At 72.6% G+C, this 20148-nt stretch carries 20 protein-coding genes; 6 read left to right on the top strand and 14 right to left on the bottom strand.

Going from position 1 to position 20148, the window contains the following annotated elements:
- Window positions 1–14 precede the first annotated feature (14 nt).
- On the top strand, window positions 15–1073 hold the full coding sequence (locus AMK19_RS25800; RefSeq protein WP_073815733.1) for a hypothetical protein: 1059 nt from the start codon (window positions 15–17) through the stop codon (window positions 1071–1073).
- Between the two features lie 34 nt (window positions 1074–1107).
- Complete coding sequence (locus AMK19_RS25795; RefSeq protein ID WP_073815731.1) at window positions 1108–1437, top strand: hypothetical protein; 330 nt, start codon at window positions 1108–1110, stop codon at window positions 1435–1437.
- Between the two features lie 12 nt (window positions 1438–1449).
- On the opposite strand, the gene AMK19_RS25790 is transcribed toward AMK19_RS25795, so the two are convergent.
- The 11 genes from AMK19_RS25790 to tdh form a co-directional block, all read right to left on the bottom strand.
- Window positions 1450–1644 (bottom strand): hypothetical protein, encoded by a 195-nt coding sequence (locus tag AMK19_RS25790; RefSeq protein WP_073815730.1) that lies wholly within the window; start codon window positions 1642–1644, stop codon window positions 1450–1452.
- A 429-nt stretch (window positions 1645–2073) separates the two neighbouring features.
- On the bottom strand, window positions 2074–3075 hold the full coding sequence (locus AMK19_RS25785) for a phosphatase PAP2 family protein (RefSeq protein ID WP_083647350.1): 1002 nt from the start codon (window positions 3073–3075) through the stop codon (window positions 2074–2076).
- A 139-nt stretch (window positions 3076–3214) separates the two neighbouring features.
- The gene (locus AMK19_RS25780) at window positions 3215–3835 is read right to left on the bottom strand and encodes an MBL fold metallo-hydrolase (protein WP_073815726.1); all 621 of its coding nucleotides are present in this window, start codon (window positions 3833–3835) and stop codon (window positions 3215–3217) included.
- Between the two features lie 110 nt (window positions 3836–3945).
- The gene (locus AMK19_RS25775) at window positions 3946–5484 is read right to left on the bottom strand and encodes an AMP-binding protein (RefSeq protein ID WP_073815724.1); all 1539 of its coding nucleotides are present in this window, start codon (window positions 5482–5484) and stop codon (window positions 3946–3948) included.
- A gap of 158 nt (window positions 5485–5642) precedes the next feature.
- Entirely contained in the window at window positions 5643–6518 is an 876-nt protein-coding gene (locus AMK19_RS36665; RefSeq protein WP_073815722.1) for a hypothetical protein, read from the bottom strand.
- A gap of 226 nt (window positions 6519–6744) precedes the next feature.
- Entirely contained in the window at window positions 6745–7671 is a 927-nt protein-coding gene (locus tag AMK19_RS25765) for a Gfo/Idh/MocA family protein (RefSeq protein ID WP_073815721.1), read from the bottom strand.
- A 127-nt stretch (window positions 7672–7798) separates the two neighbouring features.
- A complete protein-coding gene (locus tag AMK19_RS25760; RefSeq protein ID WP_443135039.1) occupies window positions 7799–8200 on the bottom strand; it encodes a type II toxin-antitoxin system death-on-curing family toxin in 402 nt (133 codons plus the stop codon).
- Window positions 8197–8343 (bottom strand): hypothetical protein, encoded by a 147-nt coding sequence (locus tag AMK19_RS36130; protein WP_158071946.1) that lies wholly within the window; start codon window positions 8341–8343, stop codon window positions 8197–8199. The genes AMK19_RS25760 and AMK19_RS36130 overlap by 4 nt, the downstream gene beginning before the upstream one ends.
- A 92-nt stretch (window positions 8344–8435) precedes the next feature.
- Complete coding sequence (locus AMK19_RS25755; protein ID WP_073815720.1) at window positions 8436–9368, bottom strand: LysR family transcriptional regulator; 933 nt, start codon at window positions 9366–9368, stop codon at window positions 8436–8438.
- Window positions 9369–9626: 258 nt separating this feature from the next.
- The gene (locus AMK19_RS25750) at window positions 9627–10817 is read right to left on the bottom strand and encodes a glycine C-acetyltransferase (RefSeq protein WP_073815719.1); all 1191 of its coding nucleotides are present in this window, start codon (window positions 10815–10817) and stop codon (window positions 9627–9629) included.
- 49 nt (window positions 10818–10866) lie between these two features.
- Window positions 10867–11898 (bottom strand): L-threonine 3-dehydrogenase, encoded by a 1032-nt coding sequence (gene tdh, locus AMK19_RS25745; protein ID WP_073815717.1) that lies wholly within the window; start codon window positions 11896–11898, stop codon window positions 10867–10869.
- 361 nt (window positions 11899–12259) lie between these two features.
- Here tdh and AMK19_RS25740 point away from each other — a divergent pair, with 361 nt between their 5' ends.
- Window positions 12260–13939 (top strand): carbohydrate binding domain-containing protein, encoded by a 1680-nt coding sequence (locus AMK19_RS25740; RefSeq protein ID WP_073815715.1) that lies wholly within the window; start codon window positions 12260–12262, stop codon window positions 13937–13939.
- Window positions 13940–14071: 132 nt separating this feature from the next.
- Here AMK19_RS25740 and AMK19_RS25735 read toward each other — a convergent pair whose 3' ends face one another.
- Window positions 14072–15301 (bottom strand): FAD-dependent monooxygenase, encoded by a 1230-nt coding sequence (locus AMK19_RS25735; protein ID WP_073815713.1) that lies wholly within the window; start codon window positions 15299–15301, stop codon window positions 14072–14074.
- 169 nt (window positions 15302–15470) lie between these two features.
- On the opposite strand from AMK19_RS25735, the gene AMK19_RS25730 reads away from it, so the two are divergent.
- A complete protein-coding gene (locus AMK19_RS25730; RefSeq protein ID WP_073815711.1) occupies window positions 15471–16454 on the top strand; it encodes a TetR/AcrR family transcriptional regulator C-terminal domain-containing protein in 984 nt (327 codons plus the stop codon).
- Here AMK19_RS25730 and AMK19_RS25725 read toward each other — a convergent pair.
- On the bottom strand, window positions 16427–17491 hold the full coding sequence (locus AMK19_RS25725) for an ATP-dependent DNA ligase (RefSeq protein ID WP_073815710.1): 1065 nt from the start codon (window positions 17489–17491) through the stop codon (window positions 16427–16429). The two genes, AMK19_RS25730 and AMK19_RS25725, sit on opposite strands and share 28 nt — an antisense overlap.
- Window positions 17492–17829: 338 nt before the next feature.
- Here AMK19_RS25725 and ligD point away from each other — a divergent pair, with 338 nt between their 5' ends.
- A complete protein-coding gene (gene ligD / locus AMK19_RS25720) occupies window positions 17830–18825 on the top strand; it encodes a non-homologous end-joining DNA ligase (protein ID WP_073815708.1) in 996 nt (331 codons plus the stop codon).
- A 111-nt stretch (window positions 18826–18936) separates the two neighbouring features.
- A complete protein-coding gene (locus AMK19_RS25715; RefSeq protein ID WP_443135042.1) occupies window positions 18937–19668 on the top strand; it encodes an alpha/beta fold hydrolase in 732 nt (243 codons plus the stop codon).
- Between the two features lie 65 nt (window positions 19669–19733).
- On the opposite strand, the gene AMK19_RS25710 is transcribed toward AMK19_RS25715, so the two are convergent.
- Window positions 19734–19970, bottom strand: coding sequence for a chaplin (locus AMK19_RS25710; protein WP_073815704.1), 237 nt, complete (start codon window positions 19968–19970; stop codon window positions 19734–19736).
- Window positions 19971–20148: the final 178 nt, after the last annotated feature.

The following is a 20148-nucleotide window of genomic DNA, read 5'->3' as shown; positions in this document are numbered from 1 at the left end:
GTAGGGTCGGCCGGATGACGGTCGATGCGGTGCTGCGCGGCACGCTCGCCCTGCCGGGCGGGCGGGAGCTGGTGCACGGGTTCGGGTTCGAGGGGCGCGCCGGTTCGCGCCGGGCGCTGCTGCGGGACGGGGCGCGGCTGGCCGTGTTCGACCTGGACGCGGTAGCCGGCGGGCCCCCGGAGGCGACGTTCCCGCTGCCGTGGCCGGGCTGGTCGGGCGGCGTGCACTCGGTGGGCCCGGACGGCTCGTTCGCCGTGTTCTCCGGGCAGCGCGCGGTGCGGGCCGTGAACCGTGACGGCACGACCCGCTGGGAGTTCCGGCACAGCTGCTGGGGGCCGGAGCCGGGCCATCCGCACAGCGGGGACGAGCAGCAGGTGTGCGAGGGCTCCGAGCACGGCTCCTGCCGGGTCGCGGACGACGGCCGGACGGTGTGGGCGCACATCCCGGTGACCGGCCCGGGCGAGGACGACTACGCCGAGGCGTGGGTGGTGCTGGACGCCGCCGACGGCCGGGAGCTGGCCCGGCTGCCGCTTCCGGAGTCCTTCGCGGCGGGCTCGCACCAGCTCTCGCACCCGGGCACGGGCCACGTCGGGCTGTGCGTGGGCATGGGCCAGGACGGCATCGGCCTGTACTGGGCGCGCTGGGACGGCGCGCGGCTGCACGACGTCCGCGCGGAGGCGGTCGGCGAGCGCATCCTGACCGGCGTCCACCCGGAGCGGCCCTCATACCTGACGGTGCAGCACGACGGCTGGGACATCCAACTGCACGCCCTGGACGGCGCGTTGCTCGCCGAGGGCACGCCGCCGCCCACCGCCGACCCGGACCGCCCGGCCCGCTGGGACTGGCCGTGCGGCTTCGTCGACCCGCGCACCGTCCTCGCCTCCGCCCTCGACTGCCACGACGACCAGGGCGCCCACTGGCTGCTCGACACCGCCACCCTCGCCCCGCGCCACCGCGTCGCCTACCCGACGGGCCGCACCCCCGGCCACGCCCAACCGCTCGGCGACGGCACCTGGCTGACCTTCGACGCCCCGACCGGAACGCTCCACCGCTGGTCGGCGGCCGCCGGCTGAGGGACGTGTCGGTGGGGTGCGCCATGCTCCGGCCATGCTTCTGATGACGACCGAGCGCGGCCTGTCGGTGCGCGACCCCGGGCCGACGGCGATCAGCCGGCAGGTGGCCGCCCTCCGCTGCGGCGACTCGTTCCTGATCCTCACGCGGACCGACCCGGACGAGCCGGGCGACTGGTACGCGCAGGTCCGCTACTTGCGCGACACCGAGCGCTACCAGGTGGAGTACCGCGACGGCGTCCCGTCCGAGCACTACCAGGCCTTCACGGACGACCCGGCGGCCGTCGTCGGGGCGCTGGTCGGCTGGGCGGCGGGCCTGACGGCGTGGCGTCGGAACTTCGACCGGGTGCGGCTGTTCGCCGACTGATCGCCGGGGCGGTCAGAGCAGCCAGAGGCCGAAGCCGGCGACGACGATGCCGGCGGCGATCAGCAGCGGGCCCAGGAGGTGGTCGCGGGGGCGGTCGGCGCCGGGGCGGATGCGGATGGTGGAGGCCAGGCCGGCGCCGAAGAGCAGGACACCGAGCGGGGTCAGGATCACCCACAGCGCAGGCGCGAGAGTGTGGCCGGAGATCATCGGGCCGTCGGCCGGGCGGCGGGTCGGGGGCGCTCGCCGGGCGCAGACGGGGGGTTGGGTGCGGCCATGGTGGGGTCCTCCTGCGGTGTTCCGCACGACGCTACCTCCGCCCGCAACAAGACTCCGCCACGGATTGGCAAAGCCTTCGCCGCATCCCCCGGGGACCCGGCCCGGCTGCGGTTCTTGACGGTGGGTCAGCTCCCGTACGCGGCCCGACCGGCGGCGACGCGGGGCGTCCGGCTCCCAGCGAACGCCCAGGAAACTCCCCGGCCGCTCGGAGGGGGGTTCCGAGGCGGTTGCGCGGGCGGTGAGGAGAACGCGCCGAGCGCGCGGCGGCCTTGCGGAGGTCCTGCGGAAACGCCCCGGCCCCGGTCCGGCGCCACCTTGCCGGACCGGGGCCGGGTGCCCCGCACGGGTGAAGATCGGCGTTCAGCCGACCGGGACTGAGGGTGGCGTCGCGGCGACGGCCACGGCTTCCTGCTTCGCGGCGCGGGTCGCGGCGCGGCGGGCGATCAGCCGGTTGACGAGGGTGACCAGCGCCCAGGCGTAGGCCCAGCCGACCAGCACGTCGATGATGAAGTGCTCGCCGCCGTAGACCAGGGTGAAGCCCATCGCCACGGGGTACGCGGCCAGCACCGCCCGCAGGGTGCGGCCGGCCCGGGGCCAGAACACCAGGGCGATCATCATCGGGTAGGCGGAGTGCAGCGAGGGCATCGCGGCGACGTCGTTGGCGAACCGGCTGCCGTTCTCGAAGATGGTGCCGGCCCGGTGCAGGCCGCTGTTCTCCAGCACGGCGTTCACTATCCGGTCGACGGCCGGCAGGTGGTTCTCGATCGCGGCCAGCCACGGCGGGTCGGCCGGGTACAGCACGTAGGTGAGGAAGCCGGCGAAGGTGATGGCCAGGTAGCAGGCGAGGAAGTGCCGGAAGCGGGCGTGGTTGCGCTTCCAGAGCACGGCGAGGATCCCGAACACCGCGAAGAAGTGCGACATGTAGACCACGACGATCGCGTAGTCGTACCACTGTGGCTGTCCGGGGTGGTACAGCAGGTGCTGGAGGCGCACCGTCCAGGTCTCGCCGAAGCCGAGGACCTTGTCGAAGGCGATCTGCGGGGCGTAGTGCGGCCGCCACGGGGTGTGCGCCCCGTAGCCTCGGAGCAGCGAGTACGCCCAGACGACGGCCATCACCGGCACCCAGTCGCGCAGCACGTGCAGCCAGCCCTTGCGGCCGCCGCTGTGCACGGACGCGGCGACCAGCGCGGCGATCAGCCAGAGGAAGACCACGTCGTTGGCGTAGGGCAGTCCGTAGACCGCGAGGTAGCGCCAGAAGGCGAGGGCGAACAGCGGCCAGGCGAGGTGCCTGGGGCGGAGCCGGGCCAGCAGGTGGACCACCAACGATCGTGACCGGGCTGCCAGGTGGGACGAGTCGATCATGCGTCACGAAGCTAGCAAGACCGTCTTTGAGAAACCTCGTGCCGCGCGCCCCGGCTCCCAGTGAATTCCCAGACGGCACACGGACGGACGACCGGATCGTCTCACCCGATCCGGGGGCCCGTGGACCGCGCGTGCCGGTTCAGTCGAGCGGGGCGGATCCGCCGATCGCGATCCGCGCGTAGCGGGTGTCAGCCTCCTCGCCGAGCCAGCCGTCAAAGTTGGCCATGCCGATTTCGCTCAGGTTGGCGTCGTGGATCGGGAAGGTCCGTTCGGGCCGGACGGCGCGCACCATCTCGATCGCCCCGCGCATCGTCAGCCACGGCCCGGAGGCGGGCAGCAGCAGGGCGCGCACCTCCTCGTCCGGGACGTGCAGGGAGTCGCCCGGGTGGTAGACGCCCTCGACCAGGTAGCCGAGGTTCGGGCAGTCGGGGTGGTTGTCGATGACCTGGGCGTGCCGGCCGCCGACGGCGCGGACCGCGAAGCCGCCCGCCTCGAACCGCTCCCCCACCGTCAACGGCCTTACGTAGTCGCCCAGTTCGGCCGCGACGTCCTGCGGCGCGAACACCTGGAGCGCCGGGGCGGCATTCCGGGCCGCCGCGAGCAGCTCGTCGTCCAGGTGGTCGGCGTGCCCGTGGGTGATCAGCACCGCGCGGACGCCTTCGAACGCCTCCGGCACCGTCCAGCAGCCCGGGTCGATCAGCACGGACTTCTCGCCGTCCTCGATCCGGACGCACGCGTGGGCATACTTCGTCAGCAGCATCGGCTCAACGTACCGGCCGCCGCCGGGCCGCCGCCTCCCGCTTTCCGCGCCGCCCCTGACGCGCCTCGCCCCTGACGCTTCGTCGGCGTCAGAGGCGGTCACGGCGGCGGTCAGCCGGCGACTGCTTCGCGCAGGCGCTTCTTGTCCGGCTTGCCGACGGGCGTCAGCGGGATCTCGTCGACCAGGTGCAGCGCCTCGGGCGCGAAGATCCGGCCCTTCTGCTCGGTGACGAACGCCCGGAGCTCGTCCAGGTGCGGCTGTCGGCCGGCGGCGGGGACGACGGCGACGTGCACGTGCTCGGTCTCCTGGTCGTCGCGGACGCCGAAGACGGCGCAGCGGGCCACCGTCGGGTGGGTGACCAGCAGGTCTTCCACCTCGGACGGGTAGACGTGGCCGCCGACCACGATGATCAGGTCCTTGACCCGGTCGGAGAGGTACAGGTACCCGTCCTCGTCGAAGTAGCCGACGTCGCCGGTGTTCAGCCAGCCGTCCTGGATCACCTTGGCGGTCAGTTCGGGCTGCTTCCAGTACCCGGCCATGATCGCGTCGGAGCGCAGGTGGATCTCGCCCTGCTCGCCGGTCGGCACCTCCTTGCCGTCGAGGCCGCGGATCACCACCTCGACGTTCGGGACGGGCCTGCCGACCGGGACCTGCCCGCCGCTGCCGATCCGGGCGTGCTCCGGGGGCGTCAGCACGGAGATCATCTGCGCCTCCGACATCCCGTAGACGCCGACCAGCACCGGCCCGAAGACCTTCATCGCCTCCCGGATCCGGGTCGGCGAGGCGGCGCTGCCCCCGTAGATGATCTGCCGCACGCTGGACAGGTCGGTGCGGGCGAGCGCCGGGTGGTCGAGCAGTTGGTGGAGCAGCGCCGGCAGCACCCAGAACTCGGTGATGCGTTCGCGTTCGACGGCCGACAGCACGGCGCCGGGCTCGAAGGAACGCAGCAGGACCACCAGACCGCCGTGGTACAGGACCAGGTCGGAGAAGACCCCGGCGAGGTGCGCCAGCGGGGTGGCGGCCAGCAGGCGGGGCGCCTCCTCGTTGCCGACCGGGTCGTCGAAGATCAGCCGGTACGTCCCGTGCCGGGTGAGGATGCCCTTCGGGATGCCGGTGGTGCCGCCGGTGTGGCGGATGCTGATGTCGTCGTCCGGCCCGATCCGGACGTCCGGCGGGCCGGCGGGCCGGTGCGCGGACGCGGCGATCACGTCCTCCCCGAGCGTCCCGCCGCCGTCCGGCCCGGGGCCCAGGGTCAGGACCGTCGGCACTTCGACGTGCCGCAGCAACTCCGGTGCGCCGGCGTACCGTTCGGCGTCCACCAGTATCACCGCCGTGTCGACGCTCGACACGATCTCGGCCAGCACCGGCGCGCTCATCCCGTCGTACAGGTTCACCACCCGGGCGCCCGCGAGGCCCGCCGCGTAGCGGGCGCTCAGCGCCTCGGGCGTGTTCCCCGTCATCAGCGTCACGGTGGAGCCGACGGTGACGCCGCGGGCGACCAGCTCCTGCGCGAGGCGGTAGGTCGCGGCGGCGAACTCCCCCGCGGTGATGCCGACGCCGTCGGCGTCGACGATGGCCCGCCGATCGGGGTCGGCGGCAAGAGACCGAAGGACGAGCGCGGGCCCGCTGACGAACTCCCCGTCAGACATGGCTACTTCTTCACTCCGTTGGGCAACCATGGCCACAGGCTAACCCCGCACACCGGCTCCGCCGAGGAACGGCCACGAGCAAATGGCGCGAACGTTCCGCTGCCGGGCTCGAAACCGGGGAGAGCACCCCCGGGCGCGCGCGGGTGTGAACCGGGGCGTCAGCCCGGGGCGGTGGTGGTCGGGGGCCAGCTGGTGACGTCGAGTTTGACCAGGCCGAGGTCGTACGGGATGTCGGTGATCCGGACGGCGATCACGGCGCCCTTGCTGCTGGTGAGGCAGAGGATGGCGCCGGCGCGGATGCCCTTGGCGTCGTTGGCGGGGCGTTCGGCGGCGGTGGCGTAGCGGAAGCTCTTGATGGTGCCCGCGCGGGCGGCTTCGCGGCAGGTGGCCTCGGTGAGGTCGGCCCCGGCCGGGAGGACGGCGGCGAGGGTGCCGAGGACGAGGGTGGGGGCGGGGTGGTCGTGGACGACGATCTCGTAGGACTTCTGGTCGGCGTCGGTCATGGCGTTCCAGTCCTCGTCGCTGACCAGGGTGGAGATCGGCTTGTCGTTCGGGGCGTCCAGGTCGATCAGTTCGTAGCCGCCGCTGACCACGTCGATCTGGAGCGGGACGGTGCGCGGCGCGCGGACGCTCGGGCCTGGCTCGGCGGACGGCGAGGGCACCGGCGAGGGCACCGGCGAAGGCACCGGCGAAGGCGACGGTGACGGCGGTGCCGACGACGGTGCGGGCGGCGAGGGCGTGGCGGGCGGGGCCTGGCTGGTGCGGACGGCGTCGATGGACTTGGCGCCGATGGGCAGGGCCGTGATGATGCCGGCCGCGTTCATGGCGAGGACCGTGATCGTGGCGACCGTCCCGACGATGGAGAGCGAGAGCAGGATGGCGCGGCGGGTCGCCGGGGTGTCCGGGGCCTCCCACGAGACGCCTTCGCGGGAGGCGTGGAACGTCACCCGGTCCGGCGCGTGGCCCTCGTCGTGGTGCGGGCCGTCCGGGTGCTCCCCTTCGTGCGGCGGGGGCCCGGGCTCGGGTGCGGTCACGGTGGCTCTCCATGCGGTCAGATCTCGTTCGCCACCGTACAGTTGGCCCGGGCCGCCGCCGGTCCGGGCGGACCGGCGGCCGCGGCTGCCGGGCAGCTGATCAGCGGCTTCGCTGCTGGGCGCATGCCCCGTCCCGGCACAAGCGGAACTGATCCTTTCGGGGTGCGCACCGATCGAGTGAATCGCTCGTTCGAGCGACCGGCCACGGGGAGAGCCCGACGGTGGGTCAGATCGCGGACTCGATGCGTTCCACGATCAGTTCGCACAGTTCGTGGGTGCGCAGCGCGTCCGTGGCGTCGAGGGTCTTGCCGGCCCGCAGGGCGTCCAGGAAGTGCAGCACGACCTGTTCGATGCCGCGCTGGCGGGCGACCGGTACCCAGTCGCCGCGGCGGCGGACGGTGGGCTGGCCCTTGTGGTCGACGACCTCGGCGAGGTTGTGGACCTCGCGCTTGGAGTCGGCGCCGGACACTTCGAGGATCTCCTCGGTGGAGCCGGAGACCCGGTTCATCAGACCGAGCGCGGTGAAGCCCTCCCCGGCGAGGGTGAGCACGACATGCTCGACCAGCCCGTCCCGGGTGCGGGAGCGGACGTCGACGTGCTCGATCTCGCCGGGGGCCAGGAAGCGCAGGGTGTCGACGACGTGGATGAAGTCGTCGTACACCAGGGTGCGGGCCTGCTCGGGCAGGCCCTCGCGGTGCTTCTGCAGCACGATCAGGTCGCGGGGACGTTCGGCGGCCAGCAGGTAGCCGGGCGCGTGCCGCCGGTTGAAGCCGACCATCAGCGAACGGCCGGTGCTCGCGGCGAGTTCGACCAGGCGGCGTGCGTCGTCCAGGTCGTAGGCGAGCGGCTTGTCGACGTACACGTCCACGCCTCGGGTGAGCAGCTTCTCCACGATTGGGACGTGCTGCTCGGTGGCGGCGTGCACGAACGCGGCCCGGATGCCGGAGTCGATCAGCTCGTCGAGGTCGGTGGTGCGGAACGGAATCCGGTAGGAGTCCGCGATCCGGTCCAACTTGGCCCGGTCCCGCGTCATCAGCCGCAGGTCCAGGCCGGGTTGGGCGGTCAGGACCGGCAGGTACGCCTTCTGTGCGATGTCTCCGAGCCCGATGACGCCGATCGGAAGCGCGGTGCGGTCGGACTCGAAATCGCTCATCGGTGCTCTCCTGCGAGGTGGGTGACGGCCGGCGCGGGCCACCGGGCAGCATATGCCAGGGCCCGCGCCCGCCTGTCGGGACGCGGGGGCCGCACGACCGCACGACGGACCGCGCCCCGTGCCGGCGCTACTCCGACGCGCCCACCATCCGGCGGAAGTCGGCGACGGCGTCCGGCAGTTGACCCGCGTAGCCGCCCTGGGCGAGGCGCAGCACGAAGTCGACCGCCGCGTCGGGGTGCGGGTCGGTGTAGGGCTGCTGGTTGTAGTCGAGGAACAGCAGCATCGACTCGAAGGCGGTGCGTTTGTTCCGGTCCGTCATGGGGTGGTTGCGGGACAGGGACTCACCGAGCGCGACCGCCTTGGTCCACACGTCGGGGTATGCGTCGGCGCCGAACACCGAGGCCCGTGGGCGGCCCAGCGCGGACTGCAGCAGGGAGTGCTCACGGACGGTGGCGGCCTCGCCCAGCAGATAGCCGATGTCGTCCTCGTCCAGGAAGTCGGTGAAGCCGTTGAGCAGACCGGTCGTCACAGCTCCGCCAGCCTCTCCAGCGTCTCCGCGTTGGCCGCGCGTATCCGCGCCACCAGCGCGGCCCGCCGCTCGGCGCGCTGCCCGGGCAGCCAGGCGTGCTGCCGCGGATCGTGCTGTCGGTCCTCTTCCTGCTGCTGCTTCATCGCGGCGCGCCTCCTTCCCGAGTTCCCATCGGTTCGGGCACCGACAGTAGTCAGGGGATGACGCCCCGTCCAACGATTTTCCGGGCGGGCCGTCAGGCCGGTTGCGCGGCCCGGCGGTCGAGGTGCTCGGCGGCCTCCGCGAGGGCAACCAGGACGGGCCGGATCAGCGGGTGGAGTTCCGCCCCGGCCCGGGTCGCGGCGAACACCTTGCGGGTGGCGAGGGCGCTGTCGACGGGCCGGACGGCGACCCGGCCGAGGTCGGCGACGCGCAGCGCGGAGCGCGGGACGAGGGCGACGCCCGCGCCGGCCGAGGCGAGTGCGGTGACGGCGCTGAAGTCGTCGGAGGAGTGCACCAGGCGGGGCTGGAAGCCGGCGTTCTCGCAGGCGAGCAGCACCACGTCGTGGCAGGGGTTGCCGGGGTAGGGGCCGATCCACGGTTCGGCGGCGAGGTCGGCGACGGCGACGGGGCCGCTGCGGTCGGCGAGCGGGTGGCCGAGCGGGAGGACGGCGTCGAAGGGTTCGGCGTACAGCGGGAGCCGGGTGAGCCGCCGGTCGTCGGGGCGGGGCGCGCCGCGGTACTCGACGGCGACGGCGATGTCGGCGCGGCCGTCGAGCAGCATCGGCAGGCTGGCGTCGCCCTCGGCATCGAGCGCCTTGACCCGCAGGCCGGGGTCGCTGCCGGCCAGGGCGGCGATCGCGGGGGCGAGGACCATGGCGATGCCGGTGGCGAACGCGGCGACGGTGACTTCGCCGGCGGCGCCGGAGCTGTAGGCGGCGAGGTCGGCCTCGGCGCGTTCCAGTTGGGCGAGGACGGCGTCGGCGTGGCAGACCAGGATCTCGCCGGCGGCGGTGAGGCGGACGCCCCGGCCGTCGCGGACCAGCAGGGTGTGGCCGGTCTCCTGTTCGAGGGCGGCGAGCTGCTGGGAGACCGCGGAGGGGGTGAGGTAGAGCGCGGCCGCCGCGGCGGTCACGGTCCGGTGGTCGGCCACGGCCCGCAGGGTCCGCAGCCGTCGTGCGTCGATCACGACTCAATTCTGCCAGCGCCGCGGGACTGCTCCGTACGGGCGGGTCCGGGCACGCGGGTCCGGGCGTACGGGTCCGTGCACGCGGGTCTGTGCACGCGGTCCGGGCGCGCGGGTCCGGGCCGTCCGCACGGACGAGAGCGGGCGCGGGGAGCCGGCAGGATGGCTCCCCGCGCCCGCGGCGGGCCGCCCCGGGACGGGAAGGTCGGGGCGATCCGTCGGGATGGCGCGGTTGAGGGTGCCCGCGCCAGGCTGTGGCGGCTACTCGCCGAGCTCGGCCCGGGCGTCGATGAACGCGGCGATGGCACGCTCGACGTCCTCGGTGCTGTGCGCGGCGGACAGCTGGACCCGGATCCGGGCGGCACCGTGCGGCACCACCGGGTAGGAGAAGCCGATCACGTAGACGCCGCGCTCCAGCAGCAGCTCGGCGAGGCGTCCGGCCTTGGCGGCGTCACCGACCATGACGGGGGCGATCGCGTGCTCGCCGGGCAGGACCTCGAAGCCCGCCTCGGTCATCTTCGTGCGGAACAGCGCGGTGTTGGCGGCGAGCTTGGCCCGCAGGTCGTCGCTGGTCTCCAGCAGGTCGAGCACGGTGAGCGACGCGGCGGCGATCACCGGGGCGAGCGAGTTGGAGAACAGGTACGGGCGGGAGCGCTGGCGCAGCAGCGCGACGATCTCGCGGCGGGCGGCGACGTAGCCGCCGGACGCGCCGCCGAGGGCCTTGCCGAGGGTGCCGGTGATGATGTCGACGCGGTCCATCACGCCGTGCAGTTCGGGGGTGCCGCGGCCGGTGGGGCCGACGAAGCCGACGGCGTGCGAGTCGTCGACCATGACCATGGCGTTGTAGCGGTCGGCGAGGTCGCAGATCTCGGCGAGCGGCGCGATGTAGCCGTCCATGGAGAACACGCCGTCGGTGACGATCAGGCGGCGGCGGGCGTCCTGGCTGTCCTTGAGCTGCTGCTCCAGGTCGGCCAGGTCGCGGTTGGCGTAGCGGTGGCGGCGGGCCTTGCAGAGGCGGATGCCGTCGATGATGGAGGCGTGGTTGAGGGCGTCGGAGATGACGGCGTCGCGCTCGTCGAGCAGGGTCTCGAAGACGCCGCCGTTGGCGTCGAAGCAGGAGGAGTAGAGGATCGTGTCCTCCTGGCCGAGGAACTGGGAGAGCCGCTGCTCCAGTTCCTTGTGCACGTCCTGGGTGCCGCAGATGAAGCGGACGGACGCCATGCCGTAGCCCCAGCGGTCGAGGGCCTCCTTGGCCGCGTCGACCACCTTGGGGTGGTCGGCGAGGCCGAGGTAGTTGTTGGCGCAGAAGTTGAGCACCTGGCCGCCGTTGCCGGAGGTGACGGTGATCTCGGCGGACTGCGGGGTGCCGATGACGCGCTCGGGCTTGAACAGGCCGGCTTCGCGGATCTCGGCGAGGGTGGCGGCGAGGTCGTCGCGGACGGTGTCGAACACGGGTGTGTCGCTCCTAACGAAGGGTCAACTGGCTTGCCGAGCTTGGTGTCTAGAGCGTGGTCCAGTCCAGGATGACCTTGCCGCAGTTGCCGCCGGCGGCCTCGTCGAAGGCGGCTTCGAACTCCTGGACGGGGTGCCGGCCGGTGATCACCGGGCTGAGGTCGAGTCCGCCTTCGAGCAGCACGGACATCGCGTACCAGGTCTCGAACATCTCGCGGCCGTAGATGCCCTTGATGGTGAGCATCGAGGTGACCACGGCGGACCAGTCGACCGGGAACTGGTCGGCGGGCAGGCCGAGCATGGCGATCTTTCCGCCGTGCGTCATGTTGGCGATCATCGACTGCATGGCCTCGGGGCGGCCGGACATCTCCAGGCCGATGTCGAAGCCCTCGCGCAGGCCGAGCTGGTGCTGGCCGTCCTCGATGGTGTGCTGGGAGACGTCCAGGGCAAGCGTGACGCCGACCTTGCGGGCCAGCTCCAGCCGGTACGGGGAGACGTCGGTGATCATCACGTTGCGGGCGCCGGCGTGCTTGGCGACGGCGGCGGCCATGATGCCGATCGGGCCGGCGCCGGTGACCAGGACGTCCTCGCCGACCATCGGGAAGGACAGCGCGGTGTGCACGGCGTTGCCGAACGGGTCGAAGATGGCGGCCACGTCGAGGTCCACGGGGACGCGGTGCACCCAGACGTTGGAGGCGGGCAGCGCGACGTACTCGGCGAACGCGCCGTCCCGGTTGACGCCCAGGCCGATGGTGTTGCGGCACAGGTGGCGGCGGCCGGCCAGGCAGTTGCGGCACTTGCCGCAGACCAGGTGGCCCTCGCCGCTGACCAGGTCGCCGACGGTGATGTCGGAGACGGCGGCGCCGATGGCGGCGACCTCGCCGACGAACTCGTGGCCGATGGTCATCGGGGTCTTGATGGTCTGCTGGGCCCAGCCGTCCCACTTGCGGATGTGCAGGTCGGTGCCGCAGATGCCGGTGCGCAGGACCTTGATCAGGACGTCGCCCGGGCCGATCTCCGGCTCCGGGACGTCGGTCATCCACAGGCCGGGGGCGGCGTCCAGCTTGACGAGTGCCTTCACTGCGAGGGCTCCTGACGCGAAGTGCGGGTGGTCCTGCGGTCGGCAGGCCCGGGGGGCGGCCCGGCATGCGGCGGTGGACCGGCCGGGCAGGGTGAAATCTGCCTGGTCACGGTGGGTGCGGTCCATCGAGGAATTCTTAACGGGTGCCACAGCAGGGCTGAACGATCGTGCCCGAGCAGGGCGGCACGGGGTTCGGCGGCGTGCCGGAAGGCACCCGGACGGAGCAGCGCGGCGGGCCCTGACGGCGGGTCGGTTCACCGTCCGATCCTTGACCTGGCCTTGACAGCCGGGATTGGTCCAGTCCATTTTGTTGTCCGCGCTCCCCGCACCTCCAACCCCCACCCCCCACTGGAGGTCCCCCATGCATGCCTTCAATCGCCGTGCCACGGCCGTAGGAGCCGCGGCGCTGCTGCTGGCGGGCGCCGCGGTCGCGGCCGTCCCGGGCTCCGCGAGTGCCGCGAACATCCTGACCAACCCCGGCTTCGAGTCCGGCACCCTGAGCGGCTGGTCCTGCTCGGGCGGCACCGGCTCGGTGGTCTCCACCCCCGTGCACGGCGGCTCGAAGGCGCTGGCCGGCGCGGTCACCGCCGGTGACACCGCCAGGTGCGCGCAGACCGTCGCGGTGCAGCCCAGCACCACGTACACGCTGTCGAGTTGGGTGCGCGGCAACTACGTGTACCTGGGCGTGACGGGCGCCGGTTCGACCTGGACGCCGTCGGCGTCCGACTGGAAGCAGCTGTCGGTGACGTTCACCACCGGCGCCGCCCAGACCAGTGCCGAGGTCTACCTGAACGGGTGGTTCGGCCAGGGCACGTACTACGCGGACGACGTCAGCCTGGACGGCCCCGGCGGCGGCCCCGTCGACACCCAGCCGCCGACGGCCCCGACCGGCCTGGTGGCGACCGCCACCGCCGCGACGCAGGTCTCGCTCTCCTGGGGCGCGTCGAGCGACAACGTCGGCGTGACCGGCTACGACGTGTACCGCAACGGGACGCCGGCGACCACCGTCACCGGCACCTCCGCGACCGTCACGGGCCTGACCGCCTCGACCGCCTACACCTTCACCGTCAAGGCCCACGACGCCGCGGGCAACGTCTCGGCCGCCTCCAACTCCCTTGCGGTGACGACGCCTTCGACCGGCGGCGGCACGCCGGGCGGCTTCAAGCAGGCCGCGCCGTACCTGTACAACGGGTGGGGCAACCCGCCGTCGCCGACCACGGTGATGAACGCCAGTGGGATCAAGTGGTTCACCCTGGCGTTCGTGCTGGCGCAGAACGGCTGCAACCCGACCTGGGACAGTCAGCGGCCGCTGCTGAACGGCGTCGACCAGCAGACCATCAACGCGGTCCGCGCGGCCGGCGGCGACGTCGTCCCGTCCTTCGGCGGCTGGTCGGGCAACAAGCTCGGCCCGGCCTGCGCGGACGCCACCGCGCTGGCGGGCGCCTACCAGAAGGTGATCGACGCCTACCAGTTGAAGGCGATCGACATCGACATCGAGAACACCGACGAGTTCGAGAACTACACCGTCCAGGACCGCATCCTGGGCGCGCTGAAGATCGTCAAGCAGAAGAACCCGGGCATCCGCACCATCGTCACCTTCGGCACCGCCACCAGCGGTCCGACGGCGCCCGGCAACCGGCTGATCGAGCAGTCGAAGGCGCTGGGCGTGGACATCGACGTCTTCACCATCATGCCGTTCGACTTCGGCAACGCCTCGACCGACATGTACGCCGCCACCGTCAGCGCGGCCAACGGCCTGAAGAACAAGCTGAAGTCGGTGTACGGCTGGGACGACGCCACCGCCTACTCGCACCTGGGCATCTCCGGCATGAACGGTCTCAGCGACAACAACGAGACCACCTCCATCGCCAACTGGACGGCCATCCGCGACTGGTCCAACACCAACCACATCGCCCGCCTCGCCTTCTGGTCCGTCAACCGCGACCGCGGCTGCCCGGGCGGCGGCCTGCAGGAGACCTGCTCCGGCATCGCCCAGAGCGACTGGCAGTTCAGCACCATCACGGCCGGCTTCACCGGCTGACCCGTCCCGTTCCCGAACGGCCCCGGCCTCCCCCACGGGGCCGGGGCCGTTCCCTTGCGGCGGTTTCCAGTGGTCGTCGGGCGGCCCCGACTTCGGCGCACCGCTCCGTGACCGGCGCGCGCGGCCGCCCGCTCAGGCCCCGTGCGCGGCCGACGCCGCAGTGTAGTCGGGCAGTTCGACGTCGCCCGCCTTTGCGGCCTGGGCCTCCATGAGGGTGCGGAAGGGGCGGCGGGTCATCCAGCGCATGGAGGCGGCGCGGAGGGTGATCATGGTGCGGCGGTTGGGGGCGTAGCCGGCGACGCCGCCCGGGGGAAGTTCCTGGGCCTTGGCGGCGTAGGGCTTCATCTGCTGCTGGAAGCGGGCGAAAGCGGTGGTGAAGTCGCCGCGGGCGGAGGCGAGTTCGCCCGCCAGGAGGTAGGCGCCGACCAGGGCCAGGCTGGTGCCGAGGCCGGTGAGGGGGCTGGGGCAGCAGGCGGCGTCGCCGATCAGGGCGATCCGGCCGCGGGCGCAGGAGTCGAGGCGGACCTGGCCGAGGGACTCGAAGTAGAAGTCGTCCGCGTCGGCCATCGCGGCCAGCAGCCGGTCGCACTCCCAACCGCGGCCGGTGAAGCGGTCGGTGAGCAGGCGCTGCTGGGCGGCGAGGTCGCGGCGGTCGTGGGCGAGCGGGCCGGAGCGGAAGCTGAAGCCGGCCTTGACCTCGCCGGGCAGCCGGCCGGGGCGGGCGGAGGCGACCAGGCCGCCGGGGGCGTTGTACATCAGGAACCAGCCGTCGAGGTCCAGGTCGGTGCGGGCGGTGAACCAGGCGGTGTAGCAGCCGAGCGGGGAGACCAGTTCGGATTCGGGGCCGAAGGCGAGGCGGCGGACGGTGGAGTGCAGGCCGTCCGCGCCGACCACCAGGTCGAACCGGCGGGGCGGGGCGTTCTCGAAGGTGACGTGCACGCCGTCGGCGTCCTCCCGGAGGGAGGTGACGGTGTCGTCGAAGAGGTACTCGACGTCGTCGGCGGTGGCCCGGTGGAGCACGGCGGCGAGGTCGTCGCGGAGGATTTCGAGGTCGGAGACGATTCCTTCGCCGCCGAATGCCTCGGTGGGCAGTTCGGCGAGGTGCTTGCCGTTCCGGTCGACCAGGGCGAGGCCGCGCTGGTCGACGGCGACCTGTCGGACCTGGTCGAGCAGGCCCATCCGGTCGATGACGGTCCGCCCGGCGCCGCGCAGGTCGACGGTCTGCCCACCCGGGCGGGGCGCGGGGGCGCGCTCCACCACGACGGGACGGAAGCCGGACCTGCGTAGCCAGTACGCCAGGGTGGGTCCGGCGATGCCGCCGCCGGAGACGAGGATGTCCGCGTTCTCGATGTCGCTCTTCATGCCACTGAACGTACGCTGTACGCACCGCACTGCGCAAGCAATTAATCACGGATTCCCGAGCTGCCGCACTAGTGCACTAGTGCGCCCCGGAGAGGCCCGAGCCCTGGTGCGGCACCGGCCTCGGCAGCTAGCATGGGCCGACTGGTGCACTAGTGCGGAGGTGGAGCGGGTGGACCGCTACGAGCAGATCGCGGGCGAACTGCGGCAGCACATCGAGCGCGGCGAGCTGCGGCCCGGCGACCGGGTGCCGTCCACCCGGGAGATCACCCGCCGGTGGAACGTGGCGATGGCCACCGCCACCAAGGTGCTGGCGGAGCTGCGCGGCCAGGGCCTGGTCCGGGCGGTTCCGGGCGTCGGCACGGTGGTCGCCGACGCCGACGCACCCGTGCGGCCCCCGTCCCGCCCGGCCGCCGGCGAACGGCAGATCCCCCGCCGGCCCGCCGCGGAGGGCGGCCTGACGACGGATCGGATCGTCGCCGCGGCGGTGGAGATCGCGGACGCGGAGGGCCTCGAAGCCCTGTCGATGCGCCGGGTCGCAGCCGAGCTGGACGCCGCCACCATGTCGCTGTACCGGCACGTCCCGGACAAGGACGGCCTGGTCACCCTGATGATGGAACAGGTCTTCGCCCCCGTCGCGTTCTCCGACGCCGACGCCGAACTGCCCTGGCGGCCCCGGCTGGAGCTGGCCGCCCGCCTGATGTGGGACCTGTTCCGCGCGCACCCCTGGCTGGCGTCGGCGCTGTCGCTGACCCGCCCCCAGCCGATCGGCAACGCGCTACCGTTCGGCGAGTGGATGCTGTCCACCATGGTCGCCGAGGGCCTGGACCTGCCGACGGCGTTCACGGTGTACCTGTCGCTGTTCAACTACGTCCGCGGCACGGCGCTCAACCTGGAGATGGAGGCCGCCGCCGAGGCCGCCACCGGGCAGGACGCCGAGGCCTGGATGGCGCAGCAGGAGGCCCTGTTCCTGGACCTGGTCGCCGCGTACCCGACCTTCCTCCGGCTCACCCGCGAGGGCTACGACTTCGACCTCGACCAGCTCTTCGAGTTCGGCCTGCAGCGCCTGCTGGACGGCTTCGCCGTGCTGGTCCCACCGGGCGCCGTGCCGACCGGACCGGGCGCCGCTCAGCGCAGCAGTTCGCCCAGGTCGTAGGAGACCGGCTCCTCCAGCTGTGCGTACGTGCAGCTCTCCGGTGTGCGGTCCGGCCGCCAGCGCTTGAACCGGGTGGTGTGCCGGAAGCGGGTGCCCTCCATGTGGTCGTAGCCGACCTCGGCCACCCGTTCGGGGCGCAGCGGCACCCAGGACAGGTCCTTCTTGCCGGTCCAGCGGCTGACCGCGCCGGGCAGCCGGTCCTCCGCCTGGGCCCGTTCGTCCGTCCAGGCCGCCCACGGGTGGCCGCCCAGGTCCTCGGCGTCCAGTCTCAACGGGGCGAGTTCCTCGGCGAGTTCGGCCCGTCGGGCCATCGTGAAGGAGGCGCTGACGCCGACGTGCTGGAGGCGTCCGTCGGCGTCGTACAGGCCGAGCAGCAGGGAGCCGACCACGGGTCCGCTCTTGTGTTCGCGGTAGCCGGCGACCACGCAGTCGGCGGTGCGGGCGTGCTTGACCTTGAACATGGTGCGCTCGCCGGGCCGGTAGGTGGCGTCGAGCGGCTTGGCGACCACGCCGTCCAGGCCAGCGCCCTCGAAGCGGGAGAACCAGGTGCGGGCGAGGTCCAGGTCGGTGGTCGCGGGGGCCAGGTGGACGGGCGGGGCCGCGTCGGCGAGCAACTGGGCGAGTTCGGCGCGGCGTTCGACCAGCGGGCGGGCGGTGAGGTCGTCGTCCTCAAGGGCGAGCAGGTCGAAGGCGACCAGCGAGGCGGGGGTGCGTTCGGCGAGGGTGCGGACCCGGGACGCGGCGGGGTGGATGCGTTCCAGCAGTTCTTCGAAGTGCAGTCGTCCGTCGTGCGCGACCACGATCTCGCCGTCCACCACGCACCGTTCGGGCAGCTGCTCGCGGACGGCCGCCACCACCTCGGGGAAGTACCGGGTGAGCGGCTTGCCGGTGCGCGAGCCGAGTTCGATCTCGTCGCCGTCGCGGAACACGATCGCCCGGAAGCCGTCCCACTTCGCCTCGTACTGCATGTCGGGCGGGATGGCGGCCACCGCCTTGGCGAGCATCGGCGAGACCGGCGGCATCACGGGTAGCTGCATGCCTCCGATGGTCGCTGTCCCCCGCGCCGCGCCACGGCGTGTCGGGCCCACCCGGCGTGTCGGCAGCTGTCCGAACGCCCCCGCCACGCCCGGAGCGGCGCAACGCGCGGCCTGCGGGCGGCCCGCGCCCAGGCCCTCTCTTCCGGATCCTGCCGGGCGCGCGACGCCGGATCATCCCTCCCCCAGCCCTGGCGGGCTGGGAGGTGCCCCCACGGACGCACCGGCAAAACATCCAAGTACACCCAGTACGAGGACGTTTCGCCGGCACGCCCAGCCGGGCGCCCGACACCGCGCGCTGATCCGACAAGATCCGAAAGAGAGGGCCTAGCGTGGAGCGCATGCCTTCTGCTGTGGAACTGGAGGTCGGCGGCCGGACGGTGCGGCTGACCAACCCGGACAAGATCTACTACCCGGAGCCCGGGTACACGAAGCGGGACGTCGCCGAGTACTACCTGGCCGTCGCCCCGGGCGTGCTGCGCGGGCTGCGCGACCGGCCGACCACGCTGCAGCGTTTCCCGGACGGCGTGGACGCGGAGTTCTTCTACCAGAAGCGCGCACCGAAGGGCCTGCCGGAGTGGCTGCCGACCGCGCGGATCGCCTTCCCCTCGGGCCGCACCGCCGACGAGATCTGCCCGACCGAGGAGGCCGCGGTGCTGTGGGCGGCCAACCTCGGCTGCCTGACCTTCCACCCGTGGCCGGTGCGCCGCGAGGACACCGAGCACCCCGACGAACTGCGCATCGACCTCGACCCGCAGCCCGGCACCGACTTCACCGACGCCGCCCGCGCTGCGCTCCAACTGCGGCCGCTGCTGGAGGAGTTCGGCCTGACGGGCTGGCCGAAGACGTCCGGCGGCCGGGGCCTGCACGTGTACGTGCCGATCGAGCCGCGCTGGACGTTCACCGACTGCCGGCACGCCGTCATCGCGCTCGGCCGCGAGCTGGAGCACCGCACCGGCGGCGAGGTCACCACCAAGTGGTGGAAGGAGGAACGCGGCGAGCGGATCTTCGTCGACTACAACCAGATGGCCCGCGACCGCACCATCGCCTCCGTGTACTCGCTGCGCCCCCGCCCGCAGGCCACCGCCTCCACCCCGCTGCGCTGGGACGAGGTCGAACAGGTCTCCCCCGCCGACTTCACCCTGCGCACCGTCCCCGAGCGGTTCGCCGAACTGGGCGACGTGCACGCCGACATGGAGGCGCAACGCTTCTCCCTGGAACGGGTGTTGGAGCTGTACGCGCACCAGGACGCGGGCGATCTGCCGTATCCGCCGGACCACCCGAAGATGCCGGGCGAGCCGGCCCGGGTGCAGCCCAGCCGGGCGCGGAAGAAATAGCAGTTCGAACACACGCGCGAATAACGTAGGATCTCGCCCCGTCGATTCCTGGGACACAGAGGGAGCTGGGGGACTGTGCAGACCACGACGGTGACGCCCGAGGGCGATCGGATGCGCTGGGTGGAGTTCGCGGGAGAGGAGCCCGCCCGGGTCTACGTGCACGGGCTGGGGTCCAGCGCCCCGGCGTACTTCGCGGCCTCGGCCGTCCACCCGCTGCTGGCCGGCCGCCGCTCGCTGCTGGTGGACCTGCTGGGTCACGGCCTCAGCGACCGGCCGACCCACTTCGACTACCGCCTGGAGTCCCACGCGGACACTCTCGCCGCCGTGCTGACAGCAGCAGGCGTGACGGGCGCCGAGGTGATCGCGCACAGCATGGGCGGCTCCGTGGCGGTGGTCCTCGCCGACCGGCACCCGCACCTGGTGTCCCGGCTGGTGGTGGTCGACGCCAACCTCGATCCGACCGCCCCGCGCCCCGGACAGCCCGGCAGCAGCGGCATCGCCGCGTACACCGAGGAGGAGTTCGTCTCCGGCGGCTGGGCCGAGTTCGCCGATCTGGTGGGGCCGCACTGGTGGTCCACCATGCGGCTGACCGGGCGGGAGGCGCTGTACCGCAGCGCCGTCCACAGCGCCCGCAACACCTCGCCGACAGTGCGGGAGCGACTGATCGGGCTGTCCGTCCCGCGCACGTTCCTCTTCCCGGCGGCCGACTGCCCGCTGCCGGGCGCGGAGGGGCTGGTCGCCGCCGGAGTGTCGGTGGTGCCCGTCCCCGACTGCGGGCACAACATCATGCTGGACAACCCGGAGGCCTTCGTCCGGGCGGCAGCGGCGGCGCTCGCCGCGTAGCGCCGCGGGAGATCAGCCGTTCGGGCCCGCTGCGCACCTCGCGCGACGGGCCCGAGCGACGGCGGTCAGCGGTTGACGCAGATGTTCCCGAACGCGGGGTTGGCGATGCCGACGAGGTCCACGGAGTTGCCGCAGATGTTGAGCTGGACCTCGACGGGAATCTGGATCTGGTTGCCGGAGAGGACGCCGGGCGAACCGTAGGCAACGCCTTCCGCGATGGCGTCGGCGGCAGCCGAGCCCGCCCCGACGAGCAGACAGGCCACGGCCAGACCGGAGGCGGCGAGGGACGTGCGAATACGCATGGAATTCTCCTGGAGTGATGATCGGACGATCTGACTCCAGATCACACCTGCCCGAGCCGACCGAACCTCCGCATTGGACGGATCGTGGGCGTGTCCGCCGACGCCGGAAGTAGCGTGCCGACATGACGGAGACCCTGCTGATCGACGCCGCCGGCATCCGACCGACCGGCCTGGCCGC

Origin of the sequence: Kitasatospora sp. CB01950, assembly GCF_001905465.1 — a bacterium.
Taxonomy (GTDB): Bacteria; Actinomycetota; Actinomycetes; order Streptomycetales; family Streptomycetaceae; genus Kitasatospora.
The sequence above is the reverse complement of the archived record's forward strand: the minus strand, read 5'-3'. Positions and strand labels throughout refer to the sequence as shown.

Excerpts from the sequence above, each read along its gene's own strand:
- AMK19_RS25800 (WP_073815733.1), top strand. The coding sequence starts at position 15 with ATGACGGTCGATGCGGTGCTGCGCGGCACGCTCGCCCTGCCGGGCGGG.
- AMK19_RS25795 (WP_073815731.1), top strand. The coding sequence starts at position 1,108 with ATGCTTCTGATGACGACCGAGCGCGGCCTGTCGGTGCGCGACCCCGGG.
- AMK19_RS25790 (WP_073815730.1), bottom strand. The coding sequence starts at position 1,644 with ATGATCTCCGGCCACACTCTCGCGCCTGCGCTGTGGGTGATCCTGACC.
- AMK19_RS25785 (WP_083647350.1), bottom strand. The coding sequence starts at position 3,075 with ATGATCGACTCGTCCCACCTGGCAGCCCGGTCACGATCGTTGGTGGTC.
- AMK19_RS25780 (WP_073815726.1), bottom strand. The coding sequence starts at position 3,835 with ATGCTGCTGACGAAGTATGCCCACGCGTGCGTCCGGATCGAGGACGGC.
- AMK19_RS25775 (WP_073815724.1), bottom strand. The coding sequence starts at position 5,484 with ATGTCTGACGGGGAGTTCGTCAGCGGGCCCGCGCTCGTCCTTCGGTCT.
- AMK19_RS25765 (WP_073815721.1), bottom strand. The coding sequence starts at position 7,671 with ATGAGCGATTTCGAGTCCGACCGCACCGCGCTTCCGATCGGCGTCATC.
- AMK19_RS36130 (WP_158071946.1), bottom strand. The coding sequence starts at position 8,343 with ATGAAGCAGCAGCAGGAAGAGGACCGACAGCACGATCCGCGGCAGCAC.
- AMK19_RS25740 (WP_073815715.1), top strand. The coding sequence starts at position 12,260 with ATGCATGCCTTCAATCGCCGTGCCACGGCCGTAGGAGCCGCGGCGCTG.
- AMK19_RS25735 (WP_073815713.1), bottom strand. The coding sequence starts at position 15,301 with ATGAAGAGCGACATCGAGAACGCGGACATCCTCGTCTCCGGCGGCGGC.
- AMK19_RS25725 (WP_073815710.1), bottom strand. The coding sequence starts at position 17,491 with ATGCAGCTACCCGTGATGCCGCCGGTCTCGCCGATGCTCGCCAAGGCG.
- ligD (WP_073815708.1), top strand. The coding sequence starts at position 17,830 with ATGCCTTCTGCTGTGGAACTGGAGGTCGGCGGCCGGACGGTGCGGCTG.
- AMK19_RS25715 (WP_443135042.1), top strand. The coding sequence starts at position 18,937 with ATGCGCTGGGTGGAGTTCGCGGGAGAGGAGCCCGCCCGGGTCTACGTG.
- AMK19_RS25710 (WP_073815704.1), bottom strand. The coding sequence starts at position 19,970 with ATGCGTATTCGCACGTCCCTCGCCGCCTCCGGTCTGGCCGTGGCCTGT.